Here is a 14,750-nt window from a genome sequence, read left to right on the forward strand (position 1 = left end):
TTCTCACGTACGACGGCGGAGGGGCTCCCCTGGGGGCCCCTCCGCCGTTTTAATGACCATGTGCCCAATGACGCAGTGTTCAACGACGCCGTGCGACGAGTCGCCGCGACCGCGCTGCTCGTGCCGCTCCTGTCGATCGTCGCCGCCTGCCAGCACACGCCCGCCGCCTCCGCCGGCAGGTACAGCACGGGCGGCGACCCCACCGACGACCCGTGCGCGCGGGTCGTGTCCGCCATCGGCTACGCCGACCTCCTGCTGAAGCCCCGGGGCCAGGAGGACGACCAGTACTTCGAGGACGCCGTGCTGGGCCGCCTGGCCGAGGCCCGGGGCATCACCCTCCAGTACGGCCCCGCCCTGCCCGACTCGCTGGCGCCCGCCGTACGGGACGTCGAGACGGCGACGGCGGGCCTGTCCAAGGCGGACGTGCCCCGCCCGCGGAAGGTGGCGCTGCTGAAGCGGTACCGGGCCGCCGCCGACCGGATCAGGACCGGCTGCGCCTAGTCCCTCGCCGGGGCCGGACGCCCAAGAGGGCCCGGTCCGAGCGGACCGGGCCCTCTTCGTGGCTCAGGCGTATCGTCAGCTGGCGATGTTGCCGGTGCGGTACTCGAGCGCCTTGGTGGCGTACTTGTTGTTGTCGCCGTACTGGTAGATGCCGATCGTGGCGACCGCGGGGTCACCGGCGTCGTTGAACTCGACCGGGCCGCTGACGCCCTCGTAGTCGATGTCCTTGCCGGCCTTCAGCAGCTCGACGCACGACTTGAAGTCGTTGCACTTCTCGCCGCCCTTGCTGACCTCGGACAGCTTCGCGGCGATGTCGGTGCCCGCGTCGCTCTTGGCGGCCTCGGCGGCCAGCGCGAGCAGGTTGGTGGCGTCGTACGACTCGGGGCCGTAGCTGAAGTCCTCGAGCTTGGGGTTGATGGTCGTGAGCTTCTTCTGGAACTCCTCCGGAGCCGCGGCTCCCGGGATCGTGCCCTTCACACCGGTCAGCGTGCCCTTGGGCATCTTCTCGTAGTTGGTGTTGGAGGTGTTGCCGTCGACCATGTACCACTTGTACTTGCTGGCCGGCATGCCCTGCTTGATCAGCTCCTGCACGACCTTGGAGGTCTCCTCGAAGCCGATGAGCACGATGCCCTTCGGGTTCTTGGCCTTGATCTTCGCCACGTCGGCGGAGAAGTCGGCGGCCTTCGGGTCGTAGTCGACGCGCTCGACGACCTGGCCACCCGAGTCGGTGACGGTCTTGGAGACCTGGTCGGCCAGGCCCGTGCCGTACGAGTCCTGCATCGCGAGGATGCCGACCGTGTCGTTGCCGTCGGCCACCACGAGGTCACCCAGCACGCGGCCCTGCAGCTTGTCCGGCGGGGACGTCCGGAAGTAGAGGCCCTTGTCCTCGATGGTGGTGAACTTGTCGGAGGTGTTGGCGGGCGAGAACTGGATCACACCGGCACCCGTGATCTTGTCGATCACCGACTCCGACACCGACGAGGACGCCGCACCGATGATGGCGTCGGCCTTCTGCGCCAGCAGCTTGTCCACGGACTGCGAGGCGATGTTGGTGGTCGTGTCACCCGAGTCGGTGTCGTACTTGACCACCGGCTTGCCGAGCACGCCGCCGGCCTCGTTGATCTCCTTGATCGCCGCGTCCACGCCCGCGATCTCAGGCGGGCCGAGGAAGGCCAGCGAGCCCGTCTGCGGCAGTAGCGTGCCAAGCGTGAGCGTGCCGTCACCCTTAGCCGCGGGGGCCGCGGAGGACGGCGCCGCCGCGGACTCGGACGGCTGAGTGGCGGTGTCGCTGCCACCACCGCAAGCCGTAAGAGCGAGGCTGGCGGCAGCAGCAACAGCCAGCGCCCGCCCCACGGGAGCAATGCGGACCATGAAGTGTCTCCTTCATCTGCAGGCCGGGATCGGTCAGCACCGCCGACGTTCCCGATCGAATGACGGAAACGTACAAAACCACCATGGCCTGGAACCAGATCCCGCCCTGAACTGTCGGCACTTGGATGCGGAGTCGTAATCAGTCCTCAACTTACGAGAGCCGCTCAAGGTTGCCTAATGTGCGAGAAGTGAAGCACATCAGGGTCCCCCTGGTCATGGTGGTCATGCTGTCGGGTTGCGGTGGCCCCGGCGAGCCGGCCGAACCCTCGTCAAGGCCACCCTATGGGGTCTCCGTCTCCCTGGCCCAATGGCGCTCCGACGAGCCCGCCCACGCCCTGGAGGTCGCTGTCCGCAATACCACGGACACACCGGTGTATTTCGCGGATGTCCAACTGGTCTCGCCGTCATTCAAAATCCTTCCCCCGGAAAGCAAGGACGCCACCATCCGTCACACTGAGCGCACCGATCTCCGCATTCCCTACGGTGCGGCGAACTGCTCTCCCGAGGGGCTGCCCGAGGTGCGGCCGGCGACTGTCGCGGCGCGCGTCCGCACCGGCTCGGAGCCGCTGCGCAGGGTGCTCTTCCCGGTGCCGCACCCGGACCCGCTGCTGGCCAGGCTGCTGCACGACGAGTGCTCGGCGTACCTGGTCGGGCAGGCGGCCGACATCGCGTTCGGGCCGGTGTGGCAGCGGGACGGCGACCTCATGCGGGGCACGCTCGTGCTGACCAGGCGCGGCGCCGGCAAGGTGACGGTCGGCTCCGTCGACGGCACGACGCACTACATGGTCACGCCGGCCCGGGGGTCCAAGCCGCTGGTGGTGCTGGCGGCGGGCGCCACGAGGGCCGAGGCGCCGATCGCGCTGTCGCCCGGCCGGTGCGATCCGCACGCGTTCGCCGAGGCCAAGAAGGCGTTCCTGTTCCCCGTACGGGCCTCGGTGGACGGCGGCGAGGAGCGCGTGGTCATCGTGCAGCCGCCGGCCGACCGGCAGAAGCAGCTGATCGACTACGCGCTCGAGGTGTGCGGCCTGAAGAAGTGACCCGGGCCCGGCTCAGGACCGGGTGGCGGCGTCGTCGATGACGATCTGCGCGACCTCGCGCATGCTCAGCCTGCGGTCCATGGACGCCTTCTGGATCCAGCGGAACGCCTGCGGCTCGGTCCACCCGTGGGCCGCCATGAGCAGCCCCTTGGCCCGCTCGACCAGCTTGCGGGTCTCCAGCCGTTCGGAGAGGCCGGAGACCTCCGCGCTCAGCGCCACCATCTCCTCGTGCCGGCTGACGGCCATCTCGATGGCGGGCACGAGGTCGGCCTTGGTGAACGGCTTGACGAGGTAGGCCATGGCCCCGGCGTCCCTGGCCCGCTCGACCAGGTCACGCTGGGAGAAGGCGGTCAGGATGAGGCAGGGCGCGATCCGCTCGGCCGCGATCCGCTCGGCGGCGGAGATGCCGTCCAGGACGGGCATCTTGACGTCGAGGATGACCAGGTCGGGCTTGAGCTCGGCGGCCAGTCTGATGGCCTGCTCACCGTCGCCCGCCTCCCCGACGACGACGTAGCCGTCCTCCTCGAGCATCTCCTTGAGATCGAGACGGATCAGTGCCTCGTCTTCCGCGATCACCACTCGCCGCTGCGTACTCACGAGCAGAAGAGTACAGACGTCCGCTAGATTAGAGCCACGTCGGTGCTGGCCGGCCGCCGAGTTGGGCTACGCTTTGGCCGTGCGAGACGAATGATCTGGACTTGTCCGGATTCTTGCCTCGGTATCCCAATTGGCAGAGGAAGCGGATTCAAAACCCGCGCAGTGTGGGTTCGAGTCCCACCCGAGGCACCCTGACGAACCGCTCGGTCGATGACGCCGGGCGGTTCTGTCGTTCCGGACGGTTCTGTCGTTCCGGGCGGACTCGACGGTGGCGGGTTCCGCGTCCAGTACGCGCGTCCGCGCCGCGTGCACGGTGGCCGCCGGGCCGAAGTGTTCGCGACCGCCCATGTCTCGGTAAAACCTCGCGGAAACGTACAAATATGGGGCTTTTGTGGCTTCTGGGGCATGCGTAGGGATTGGCGGCAGCGGTGATGTAGCTGGCAGGAGGTGAGGCCGATGGCGCTCAGTGAGACGGAGCGGCAGGCTTTCCTGGCCGGGGCGCACATCGCCGCGCTGTCGGTGGAGGCCGGGGCCGGGCGGGCGCCGCTGACCGTGCCCGTCTGGTACGCCTACAGCCCCGGCGGCGAGGTGTGGTTCCTCACCGGCGGCGACTCGGTCAAGGCCAGGCTGATCGGCAAGGCCGGCCGCTTCTCGCTGCTGGTCCAGCGCGCCAGCCCGACCTACCGGTACGTCTCGGTCGAGGGGCCCGTCGTCGGCTCCAGCCCCACGACCCTGGACGATCTCACCCTGATCGCCGCCCGGTACCTTCCGGCCGACGCGCTGCCCGGGTACGTGGGCGGCTCGGACACGCGGGCGCTGGTGACGTTCCGGATGCGGCCCGAACGCTGGCTGTCCGCCGATCTCGGCGCCGTGTGAGCCCCCTCGGCCGTCACCGGCCCCGCCGGTGTCCCCCGCGTCCGCCGCGCCCCTCCGGGTGAGGGTATTTTGAGGCGCGTGACTGCTATCGACCCCACCGTGACCGGCGCGTACGGCATCGGCCTGGCCACCGTCGCCGCCGACGGCACCGTCCTCGACACCTGGTTCCCGGCTCCGGAGCTGGGTGAGCCGCCCGCCGCCGGCACCGAGCGGCTCGACGCCGCCGAGGCGGGCGAGCTCGCCTCCCTCGTCGGGCCCGACCCGCTGCGGGACGTGGAGGTGGTGGCGGTGCGGACCGGCATCGCCAAGCTCTCCGAGCCGCCCGCGGACGCGCACGACGCCTACCTCAGGCTGCACCTGCTGTCGGCCCGCCTGGTCAGGCCGCACGGGCTCAGCCTCGACGGGCTCTTCGGCGTGCTGGCGAACGTCGCCTGGACCAACCACGGGCCGTGCTCCGTGGAGGGCTTCGAGCGGACGCGGCTGCGGCTGCGGGCCAGGGGGCCGGTCACGGTGTACGGGGTGGACAAGTTCCCGCGGATGGTCGACTACGTGCTGCCTGCGGGGGTCCGCATCGCCGACGCCGACCGGGTGCGGCTCGGCGCGCACCTGGCCGCCGGCACGACGGTGATGCACGAGGGCTTCGTGAACTTCAACGCCGGCACGCTGGGCGCCTCCATGGTGGAGGGCCGCATCTCGGCCGGTGTGGTCGTCGGCGACGGCTCGGACGTGGGCGGCGGCGCGTCGATCATGGGCACCCTGTCGGGCGGCGGCAAGGAGGTCATCTCCATCGGCGAGCGCTGCCTGCTGGGCGCCAACGCCGGGGTGGGGATCTCGCTGGGCGACGACTGCGTGGTGGAGGCCGGCCTGTACGTGACGGCCGGCACCAAGGTGGGCCTGCCGGACGGTCGCGTGGTCAAGGCCAGGGAGCTGTCAGGCGGCGACGGGCTGCTGCTGCGCAGGAACTCCCGGACGGGCGCCGTCGAGGCCGTGCCGCGGACGGGCCGGGGCATCGAGCTGAACGAGGCCCTGCACCAGAACTGAAGGCGCCGTCCCGGCCCCGTCCGCACAGGTCCGTCAGCCGTGGGCCAGCCAGAGGTCGGGGCCGAACACCTCGTAGTGGATGTCGCGTGGGGGAACGCCCGCGCCGATGAGCTGGGCGCGCACGTCCCGCATGAACGGCAGCGGTCCGCACATGTACACGGCGGCGCCCTCGGGGATCTCGACGCCGGTCAGGTCCATCCGGCCCGCCCTGACCCGGCCCGCCCTGGCCTGGTCCGCCGCGGCCTGGTGCGCCGCGGCACTGCCCTCAGGGCGGCCGCCGTCCTCGTACCAGAAGATCCGCTCGCCGGCCGGGAGCCGGTCCGTCAGGCGCGCCATGTCGTCGCGCAGGGCGTGACCCGGCTCGGAGGTGTCGGCGTGCAGGACCAGGACGGGCCGGGTGGAGGCCTCACCCGCCAGCGATTCCAGCATCGCGGTGATGGGCGTGCACCCGATGCCCGCGGACACCAGTACCAGCGGCCCGCCGTCCCGCCCGCCGGCGTGCGCCTCGGACCGCTCGCCGCCGGTGAGTGCCACGTCGCCGAACGGGGCGGACAGGTCCAGCTCGGCGCCCGCCCGGACCGTGGCGTGCAGCAGCGTGGACACCTCCCCCTCCGGCGTCTGCCCGCCCCGCACCCGCTTGACCGTGATCCGGCGCAGCCCGTCGTCGCCGCACCCCGACAGCGTGTACTGGCGCTGCTGCCGCACCCCGTCCGGCATCGTCACCCGGACGCTCACGTACTGCCCCGGGAGCGCGGGCGGGACGGGCCCGCCGTCGGCCGGGCGCAGCAGCAGCGACATCACGTCGGCCGTCTCCTCCCGCCGCTCGACGACCCGCCACCGCCGCCAGGTGCCGTCGTGACCGGCGCCGGCCCGGGCGTAGAGCTGTGCCTCCATGGAGATCAGCGCGCCCGCCATGAGCCAGTAGACCTCGTCCCAGGCCGCCGCCACCTCCGGCGTCACCGCCTCGCCGAGCACCTCGGCGATCGCGCCGAAGAGGTACTTGTGCACGATGACGTACTGGTCGTCCGTCACCCCGACCGCGGCGTGCTTGTGCGCGATGCGGGCGAGCAGCGCGTCGGGCCGCTCGTCCGGCCGCTCCAGCAGCATCCCGGCGAAGGCGGCGATGGAGCCGGCCAGCGCCCTGCGCTGCTCGCCGGTGCGCTGGTTGCCGCGGTTGAACAGGCCGTCGAGCAGCTCGGGACGCTCGGCGAACATCGTCTCGTAGAACCTCGCGGTGATGGTGTCGAGCTGCGCCCCGACCACGGGGAGGGTGGCGCGGACGATCGCGGCGGTTTCCGCGGAGAGCATGGGGGACCTCCGGCTCCGGGCAGCACAAGACCGGCCCGAGAATTAATTGGTAACTCAGATACATATTAAAGGGCCGGGGTGGAGGTCCTCCTGGCGGGGGGTACGCCGTCTCGGGGCGCGCTCAGGGAGAGCAGAGCCGGGCCGGTCGGCGGCGCCACCAGCTCGGCGACCGTGACGGCGTCGAGCGAGGCGTAGAAGGCCTCCTGAGCCCCGCGCAGCGCCGTGCGCAGACGGCAGGCGGCACGCAGCGGGCACGGCGGGTCGTCCTCGCAGCCCACGATGTCGCCGGCGCCCTCCAGGCTGCGCGCGATGCCGCCCACCGACGCGCGCCGCCCCTGCTCGGTGAGCTGCAGCCCGCCGCCCCGTCCGCGCCGGGCCTCGACCAGGCCCAGCTCGCTCAGCCGCGCCACGGCCTTGGCGGCGTGGGTGTAGGGGACGGCGAGCTGGTCGGCGACGGCGCGGGTGGTCATCAGCTCGTCGTGACGCGCCACGGCCAGGCGCATCACGATGCGCAGCGAGATGTCGGTGAAGGCGGTCAGGCGCATACCCCTACCGTAGGCGCTGGGGAGCAGCGCCCCGGCGGGGTGCGCGGGTGCGGTCAGTTGGCGTGGGAGACCGCGGAGCCGATGGTGTGGACGCGCAGGGCGTTGGTCGAGCCGGGCGTGCCGGGAGGCGAGCCGGCAACGATGACGACCTTGTCGCCCTTCTCCAGCCGCCCGAGCGACAGCAGCGACGCCTCCACCTGACGCACCATGTCGTCGGTGTGGTGGACGAACGGCACGTGGAACGTCTCGACGCCCCACGTCAGCGACAGCTGGCCGCGCACGTGCGGGGCGGAGGTGAAGGCGATCAGCGGGATCGGCGAGCGGTAGCGGGCCAGGCGGCGGGCCGTCTCGCCGGACATGGTGAACGCGATCAGCGCCTTGGCGCCGACGATCGCGCCCACCTCGGCGGCGGCGCGGGCGATCGCGCCGCCCGTCGTCTCCGGCAGGCGCTCCAGGGAGTGGGTGGCGCGCAGCGAGTGCTCCTCGGCCGCGCGGGCGATGCGGTCCATGGTGGACACGGACTCGATGGGGTAGCTGCCGACCGAGGTCTCGCCGGAGAGCATGACCGCGTCGGCGCCGTCCATGACCGCGTAGGCGACGTCGGACGCCTCGGCGCGGGTGGGGCGGGGCGCGTTCATCATCGAGTCGAGCATCTGGGTGGCGACGATGACCGGGCGGGCCTTCTCGCGGCACAGCTCGATGATGCGCCGCTGCACGATCGGCACCTGCTCCAGCGGCAGCTCCACGCCGAGGTCGCCGCGGGCGACCATGATGCCGTCGAACGCCTCGACGATCTCGGGCAGGCGCTCGACGGCCTGCGGCTTCTCGATCTTGGCGAGCAGCGGCAGACGGACGGCCTCCTGCTCCATGATGTTGCGCACCACGTCGGCGTCGGAGGGGCGGCGGACGAACGACAGGGCGATCATGTCGCACCCGGTGCGCAGCGCCCAGCGCAGGTCGGCCTCGTCCTTGTCGGTGAGCGCGGGCGCGCTGACGTTGACGCCCGGCAGGTTGAGGCCCTTGTTGTCGGAGATCATGCCGCCGATGACGACACGGGTGACGACCCGGTCGCCGTCGACGCGGGTCGCCTCCAGCACGAGGCGGCCGTCGTCGACCAGGATCGTGTCGCCGGGGCGCACGTCGCCGGGCAGGCCCTTGTAGGTGGTGGAGACCTGCTCGCGGTCGCCGGGCACGTCCTCGGTGGTGATGGTGAAGACGTCGCCGAAGCCCAGCCGGACGGGCCCCTCCTCGAACTTGCCGACGCGGATCTTGGGCCCCTGCAGGTCGGCGAGCACGCCTACACCTCGGCCGAGGTCGGCCGCCACCTCCCTGACCCGGTCGTAGATCTCCCGGTGCAGCTCATGGGTGCCATGGCTCAGGTTGAAGCGTGCCACGTCCATGCCGGCGGAGATCAACTCGCGCAGGCGCTCAGGGGACGAGGTGGCGGGGCCTAGGGTGCAAACGATTTTCGCGCGACGAGTCACGAGTCCTACCTTAATTGGTACAGACCACTTGGCAGTCATGGACGGCGGAGAACATAGCCCGCGTAGCTCACCGCCACGACGGCCGCGAGGGCCAGGCGGACCACGCCGGAATACTGCTCCGGGTAGATGACTCCCTCGATGTAGTGGTCGATGAAGCCGCTGCGAGGCAGAGCCGGCAGGCCGGCCCCGCGGCGGCCCCAGTCTTCCAGGGCCGTCAGCGGGCAGTCGACGCCCGCGGTGACGGACAGCAGTGCCCAGCATACGACTGCCAGGTGAGCCCAGATCGTGCGCCTCCACCGCCAGGCGGCGAACCCGCCCGCGACGACGTAGGCGAGGAACACGAAGTGCACCGCCATCGCAAGGTCCGCGACCAGGCGATACGTCATTACTCCAGGTTATTGCTTCTTGACGGTGGCGGCCTTCAGCGCGTCCACGATCCCGTGGCCGTAGAAGCCGTTCTTGGCGGCGCCGCCCTCGCAGGTCTGCGTCTCGGTCTCGCCGTACACCTTGTAGACGTACGCGCGGGGACTGGGGCAGGCCTTCTGCCGGGCGGTGCGGTGGAGCAGCAGCTCGGTGGTGGCGGGGTCGAGCTCCACGCCGCCCTTGCCGGGCTTGCCGAAGCGGCTGACCAGCAGGGCCGCGACGCCGGTGGCGTGGGGCGCGGCCATGGAGGTGCCCTCCAGGTACTGGTAGTACGAGCAGGTGCCCTTGGCGCAGCTGCGGATGATCTCGGCGGACTTGGGCTTGCCGGAGCCGTCGAGCTTGCCGGCGGCGCGCAGTGCCGACTCGGGCGCGGCGGCCAGGATCCCCCGGGTGGCGGAGGTGCCCTTGCCGTCGAGGGTGTCGCCGCCGGGCGCGGACAGGTCGGCCTGCTCGATCCCGTAGTCGCTGTAGATGGACTTGCGCCCCGACGGGCCGACGGCGGAGATCGAGATGACGCCCTTGGACTCGGCCGGCACGTTGAGGCAGGAGTTGTCGACCTTGCGGACCTTCTCGTCGCCGCGCGGGTAGCCGGGGCTGTTCCGGTCGACCTTCGGCCTGCCGAGGTCGGTGGCCCCGTTGCCGAGGGCGGAGACGAGCGTGACGCCCTTCTTGCGGGCATAGTCGAGGGCCCGCTGCATGCCGGTGATGACGGCGCGCTGCTCCAGCTGCTCCTTCTTGCTGTCGGCCTTGTTGTGGGCGCAGTTGAACAGCCACGGGTCCACGTAGTAGCTCATGTTGACGACGTCCACGCCGATGTCGCCGGCGTAGGTGAGCGCGTCGAGGCTGGCCTTGAGGAAGAAGTAGCCGGAGTCCTGGCCGGCCCTGATGCTGACCAGCCGGACGCCGGGCGCGACGCCGGCGATGCCGATGCCGTTGACGGGCGAGCCGATGGTGCTGGCCACGTGGGTGCCGTGTCCGTCGTCGTCGCGGTCGACCGGGTCCTTGCAGCCGCTGACCTCGCACGGGCCGTCGAGGGTGTCGCCGTTGCCGTCCTTGGGCCGGTCGGTGACGAAGTTGCGGCTGAGCGCGCGGTCGAAGTTGGGCGCGATGTCGGGGTGGGTGCCGTCGACACCGGTGTCGATGATGCCGACGAGCACCTTTCTGCTGCCGTTGGTCGCGGCGTGCGCCTTGTCGGCGCCGATCATCCGCATGTCCCACTGACGGGAGGCGAGCGGCTCGCCGGCGGCTTCGCCGGTCGCGATGGACGGCCCGTCGGGGAAGGCTCCCCGGGAGTCGCCGGCCGGAGAGGAGGCGGTGTTCGCGGAGGAGGCGGCGTTCGCAGCGGCGGCGGAGGCCGGGGTCGCCGCCGTGGTACGGCCGGAGGGGAAGCCGCGCCAGGAGGCGCCGGTGGACGAGGCGTAGCCGATCGCCCGGTCGGTGGACACGCCCACGACGGCCGGGTCGTCGCCCAGCGCGTCGACGAAGGCGTCTCCCCCGCCCTCGGCGAGCAGGTAGCCGAGCCTGGCGTCGCCGCCGACGGCGTCGCCCCCGGCGCGGCTCACGGCGGCCCTGGCGTCGTCCTGCCGCCCGCCGGCGTAGAAGACGAGGTAGGAGGCCATCGGCGCGGCGGCGGGCGTGCTCGCGGGCCCGCACGCTGTGAGCGCGGCGGCCGCGGTGACGGCCGCCAGGCTAGAGACAAGTCGCCGCATTCTTCCCCCATCCGCCGCGCTTGCGCAGATTTCGCATCCTTCCGGCACATGGCCGAGGATGCAACTCAGGCGCCGACCGGCGGCCCGGGGGTGAAGCGCACGGGCATCGTCTCGTACCCGGAGATGAAGTTGGCGGGACGGAAGGGGGGCTCGCCCCCGGAGGCGGGCTCCATGTCGGGCAGCCGCCGCAGCAGCCGCTCGACCATCGTGCGGACCTCCAGCCGGGCCAGGCTGTTGCCGAGGCAGAAGTGGCTGCCGAAGCCGAAGGCGATGTGGTCGTTCGGGGTGCGTGCCACGTCGAAGCGGTACGGGTCGGTGAAGACGGTCTCGTCGCGGTTGGCCGACGGGTAGAGCAGCAGCACCTGCTCGCCCTCGCGCAGCCGCCGGCCGCCCAGCTCCGTGTCCGCGGTGACGGTGCGGCTCATGTTCTTGATCGGCGAGACCCAGCGGAGCATCTCCTCGACCGCCGCCGGGATGCGGGAGGGGTCCTCGGCGAGCGCGCGGCGCTGCCCGGGGTGGGTGAGGAGCTGGTAGACGCCGCCGGACAGGACGTGGCGGGTGGTCTCGTCGCCGCCGATGAGGATGAGCAGGCTCTCGTGGACGAGGGAGTCGTGGTCGAGCCGGTCGCCGTCGACCTGGGCGTGGACCAGCGTGCTGATGAGGTCGTCGCGGGGGCAGGCGCGCCGGTCGGCGATCACCCGTCCCGCGTACGCCTCGTACTGCTCGAACGCCTCGCCGGCCCGGACGAGCAGCTCGCTGTCGGACTGCCCGACGAGGCCGCGCAGCATGTCGTCGGACCAGCGCATCAGCGCGTCCCTGTCCTCGGGCGCCACGCCCAGGGCGTCGCCGATGACGATCAGCGGGAGCGGGGCGGCGATGTCCCAGACGAAGTCGCACTCCCCCCGCTCGCACACCCGGTCGAGGATCTGGTCGCACAGCCTCCGGATCCGCTCGGCCTGGCCCGTCACCCGGCGCGGCGTGAAGCCTCTGCTGACGAGCCGGCGGCGCAGGAGGTGCGCGGGGTCGTCCATGTCGATCATCATGGGAAGGGGGCCGGAGTCCGGCCGGATCCCCTGCGCGCTGGAGAACGCCCGGGGGTTCAGCGAGACGTGGCGGACGTCGCGGTAGGAGGAGACGCCCCACACCTGCCCGTCCCAGTAGACGGGGGCGTTCTCCCGCATCCAGCGCAGCTCCGCGTGCGGGTCGCGGCCCCAGAAGGCGCCGCTGGTGAGGTCGATGGCGTCGTTGACCGGATGACCTGGCACTGCTGCTCCCGCCCCTTCGCCGGCTGCCGCCTGTGCCACTCCACTCAACCAACCAAGCGATAGGTTGACAAGTCCGGGACTGAAACTTTCAGCCCCGCTCCGGGGCGCCCGGCACGCTCGAACAGGTGAGGGCCGCCGCGCCGTTTCGGCTCTCACACGAGAAGGCTTCGTGAAAACGCCCCCGGTCCTTACGATGCGCTTCAGGAAACCGCTTTCCCGACTTTCGCCTTGTTGGGCGACGGCCTGAAAGGACGGAAAGGCACCATGGACCGCAGAATCTCGGCATTACGGCGAGCGGCGATCACCGGAGCCGCCGCGCTCGTCGCCCTGTCCGTCTCCCACCCCGTCCAAGGCGCGGCCAGGAACAGCGCGGAGACGGCCGCCGCCGGCGTGCCCCTCGGCTTCGCCTCCGTCAACGCCCTCGGCCAGAACGGCACCACCGGCGGCGCGGGCGGCCGGACCGTCACCGCGACGAACGCCGCCCAGTTCCTGGAGTACATCGACAGCCTCGAACCCCTGGTCATCCAGGTGTCGGGCACCATCTCCATCACCAGCAAGCAGGGGGTGCGCCCGAACAAGACCATCGTGGGCGTCGGCGCCTCCGGCCACATCACCGGCGGCGGCCTCGACTTCTACCGGTCGTACAACGTGATCGTCCGCAACCTGCGCTTCACCGACGCCGAGGACGACGCGGTCAACATCGGGCAGCAGTCGCACCACATCTGGATCGACCACAACACCTTCTCCGGCGCGGTGGACGGCTCGGTCGACATCGTGCGGGGCGCCGACTACGTCACCGTCTCGTGGAACCATTTCGACCACTCCGACAAGAGCATGCTGATCAGTCACTCCGACGGCGCGGCCGGCACCGACGTCGGCCACCTGAAGGTGACCATCGACCACAATTTCTTCGACCACAGCCGCCAGCGGCATCCGCGCGTCCGGTTCGGCGAGCCGGTGCACGTGCTCAACAACTACTTCCTCGGCAACGAGCTGTACGGCGTGGCCTCGACGGAGAACGCCGGGGTGCTGGTCGAGGGCAACTACTTCGAGAGTGTCGCGCATCCGCTCTACTCGGCCGGCGGGTACGCCGACAGCGGCCCGGGGCGGGCCGTCCAGCGCGGCAACGTCTTCGTCGGCTCGGGCGCGCCGGAGACGGCGGGCACGGTCGTGGAGCCGCGCACGTACTACCCGTACACGGTGGACCCCGCGCAGGGCGTCCCGGCGGCGGTGCGGGCCGGCGCGGGCGCGGGCAGGCTCTGACACCATTCCCGATCTTGTTGACGCGGATCGGTCCACAATGGGAGAAAGATCGCGCACATAATCCCTCTGGAAGGCAGCACATGCGCGCTTTCTTGCGTGCGCTGGTCGCGACGGCCGTCTTCGGCACGGCCGCCGTCTCCAGCGCATCCGCGTCCGCCGCACAAGCGGCGGCCGTGACGGTGACCGTGGACTCCCTGACCACCAGCCTCGCCTCCCCCGTGGCGAGCCGGCCCTTCACCGCCACGGCGAAGGTACGGGCCTCGCAGTCGCTGGCCGTGGACGCGCTCACCGTCGCCGTACGCGACGCGGCCGGCGCGATCGTCGACTTCCCCGGCGCCGTCGCCACCACGCTCACCACCAGCGCGAAGACGTTCACCACCGAGTCCAGGGCCTATCCCGCGGGCACCTACACCTACTGGGTCGCCTACCTGGCCGGTGGCGTGTGGACGAACCTGACCCCGGTCAAGTCGTTCACCGTCGCGGCCAACCCCGTGACGTTCGAGCAGACCTTCGACGGCGCGCGGGGCGGCGGCCCGAACACCGGGCTGAGCAAGCCCGTGTGGTTCAACGACCCCTGCTGGCAGCAGGCGTGCACCGGCAGCATCGCCGAGTACAAGATGGACCACGCCCAGCTCGACGGGCAGGGCCACCTGGTGCTGACCGCCGACACCGCCGTCACGCCCGGCGCCACGTGCGGCGACGCGGCGTGCCGCTACGCCACGGCCCGGCTGACCATGCTCGACTGGGAGAACAACGACGGCCTGCCGTCCTGGTCGCAGGCGGGCGGCCACTTCGAGGTGCGCATGCGGGCGCCTGTCGGCAAGGGCCTGTGGCCGGCGTTCTGGACGGTCGGCGGGAACAACGCCACGGTCGAGTGGCCGCTCAGCGGCGAGATCGACGTCGTGGAGACCCGGGGCCACGAGCCCGCCCTGGTCGAGCAGCACGCCCACGGCGGCGACCCGTACCAGCAGTGGGGCGACAGCACCCCGCTGCCCGCCGGTCAGACCATCGACGGCTGGCACACCTACGCCGTCGACTGGGACGCGAGCGCCACCGGCTACATCAAGTGGTCCGTGGACGGCGTCGTCACCCGCACGCTGAAGGCCACCGCGGCCGGCACGACTTGGGAGCAGTCGTTCCGGCACGCGCACACGCTGATCCTCAACCTGGCGGTCGGCGGCGCCGGCGACTGGGTCGGCGACCCGGACGCCGGCACGGTGTTCCCGGCCAGGCTCGTGGTGGACCACGTGCGCGTCTACCAGAAGCCGCTCGCCTGAGCGGCGGGTGAAGACGGCGGCGCCCGCCCCGGCCCGGGGGACGGGGGGGCGGC

At 71.3% G+C, this 14,750-nt stretch carries 14 protein-coding genes and 1 tRNA gene; 7 read left to right on the forward strand and 8 right to left on the reverse strand.

Features of this window, described 5'->3' with window-relative positions; all coding sequences use genetic code 11:
* Nucleotides 1-60: 60 nt before the first annotated feature.
* Nucleotides 61-501, forward strand: a complete 441-nt coding sequence (locus AB0H64_RS39685; RefSeq protein WP_357635573.1) for a hypothetical protein — start codon at nucleotides 61-63, stop codon at nucleotides 499-501.
* Nucleotides 502-576: 75 nt separating this feature from the next.
* On the opposite strand, the gene AB0H64_RS39690 is transcribed toward AB0H64_RS39685, so the two are convergent.
* On the reverse strand, nucleotides 577-1,872 hold the full coding sequence (locus AB0H64_RS39690) for an ABC transporter substrate-binding protein (protein WP_357635575.1): 1,296 nt from the start codon (nucleotides 1,870-1,872) through the stop codon (nucleotides 577-579).
* Between the two features lie 518 nt (nucleotides 1,873-2,390).
* Here AB0H64_RS39690 and AB0H64_RS39695 point away from each other — a divergent pair.
* Nucleotides 2,391-2,909 carry a hypothetical protein gene (locus AB0H64_RS39695; protein WP_357635577.1) on the forward strand — a complete coding sequence of 173 codons (519 nt, stop codon included), beginning with the start codon at nucleotides 2,391-2,393 and terminating at the stop codon, nucleotides 2,907-2,909.
* A gap of 12 nt (nucleotides 2,910-2,921) precedes the next feature.
* Here AB0H64_RS39695 and AB0H64_RS39700 read toward each other — a convergent pair whose 3' ends face one another.
* On the reverse strand, nucleotides 2,922-3,506 hold the full coding sequence (locus tag AB0H64_RS39700; protein ID WP_357635580.1) for a response regulator: 585 nt from the start codon (nucleotides 3,504-3,506) through the stop codon (nucleotides 2,922-2,924).
* Between the two features lie 115 nt (nucleotides 3,507-3,621).
* On the opposite strand from AB0H64_RS39700, the gene AB0H64_RS39705 reads away from it, so the two are divergent.
* The 3 genes from AB0H64_RS39705 (at nucleotide 3,622) to dapD (ending at nucleotide 5,423) form a co-directional block, all read left to right on the forward strand.
* Nucleotides 3,622-3,695 (forward strand) — tRNA-Leu (locus AB0H64_RS39705).
* 267 nt (nucleotides 3,696-3,962) lie between these two features.
* Nucleotides 3,963-4,382: a pyridoxamine 5'-phosphate oxidase family protein gene (locus AB0H64_RS39710; protein ID WP_357635583.1), complete on the forward strand. Its 420-nt coding sequence runs from the start codon at nucleotides 3,963-3,965 to the stop codon at nucleotides 4,380-4,382.
* 78 nt (nucleotides 4,383-4,460) lie between these two features.
* Entirely contained in the window at nucleotides 4,461-5,423 is a 963-nt protein-coding gene (gene dapD, locus AB0H64_RS39715; protein WP_357635585.1) for a 2,3,4,5-tetrahydropyridine-2,6-dicarboxylate N-succinyltransferase, read from the forward strand.
* A 33-nt stretch (nucleotides 5,424-5,456) separates the two neighbouring features.
* On the opposite strand, the gene AB0H64_RS39720 is transcribed toward dapD, so the two are convergent.
* The 6 genes from AB0H64_RS39720 to AB0H64_RS39745 all read right to left on the reverse strand — a co-directional run bounded on the left by AB0H64_RS39720 (nucleotide 5,457) and on the right by AB0H64_RS39745 (nucleotide 12,157).
* Nucleotides 5,457-6,731 (reverse strand): globin domain-containing protein, encoded by a 1,275-nt coding sequence (locus AB0H64_RS39720; protein WP_357635588.1) that lies wholly within the window; start codon nucleotides 6,729-6,731, stop codon nucleotides 5,457-5,459.
* Between the two features lie 65 nt (nucleotides 6,732-6,796).
* Nucleotides 6,797-7,276, reverse strand: coding sequence for an Rrf2 family transcriptional regulator (locus tag AB0H64_RS39725; protein WP_357635591.1), 480 nt, complete (start codon nucleotides 7,274-7,276; stop codon nucleotides 6,797-6,799).
* Between the two features lie 53 nt (nucleotides 7,277-7,329).
* On the reverse strand, nucleotides 7,330-8,760 hold the full coding sequence (gene pyk, locus AB0H64_RS39730; protein ID WP_357635594.1) for a pyruvate kinase: 1,431 nt from the start codon (nucleotides 8,758-8,760) through the stop codon (nucleotides 7,330-7,332).
* A 35-nt stretch (nucleotides 8,761-8,795) separates the two neighbouring features.
* Nucleotides 8,796-9,146: a DUF2784 domain-containing protein gene (locus tag AB0H64_RS39735; protein ID WP_357635597.1), complete on the reverse strand. Its 351-nt coding sequence runs from the start codon at nucleotides 9,144-9,146 to the stop codon at nucleotides 8,796-8,798.
* A gap of 9 nt (nucleotides 9,147-9,155) precedes the next feature.
* Entirely contained in the window at nucleotides 9,156-10,892 is a 1,737-nt protein-coding gene (locus AB0H64_RS39740) for a S8 family serine peptidase (protein WP_357635599.1), read from the reverse strand.
* A gap of 65 nt (nucleotides 10,893-10,957) precedes the next feature.
* Nucleotides 10,958-12,157 carry a cytochrome P450 gene (locus AB0H64_RS39745; RefSeq protein ID WP_357635601.1) on the reverse strand — a complete coding sequence of 400 codons (1,200 nt, stop codon included), beginning with the start codon at nucleotides 12,155-12,157 and terminating at the stop codon, nucleotides 10,958-10,960.
* 264 nt (nucleotides 12,158-12,421) lie between these two features.
* On the opposite strand from AB0H64_RS39745, the gene AB0H64_RS39750 reads away from it, so the two are divergent.
* Both AB0H64_RS39750 and AB0H64_RS39755 read left to right on the forward strand, forming a co-directional pair.
* On the forward strand, nucleotides 12,422-13,420 hold the full coding sequence (locus AB0H64_RS39750) for a pectate lyase (protein ID WP_357635603.1): 999 nt from the start codon (nucleotides 12,422-12,424) through the stop codon (nucleotides 13,418-13,420).
* Between the two features lie 80 nt (nucleotides 13,421-13,500).
* On the forward strand, nucleotides 13,501-14,697 hold the full coding sequence (locus tag AB0H64_RS39755) for a glycoside hydrolase family 16 protein (RefSeq protein ID WP_357635606.1): 1,197 nt from the start codon (nucleotides 13,501-13,503) through the stop codon (nucleotides 14,695-14,697).
* Nucleotides 14,698-14,750 lie beyond the last annotated feature (53 nt).

Origin of the sequence: Nonomuraea sp. NPDC050733 (genome assembly GCF_040654215.1) — a bacterium.
Lineage (GTDB): Bacteria > Actinomycetota > Actinomycetes > Streptosporangiales > Streptosporangiaceae > Nonomuraea.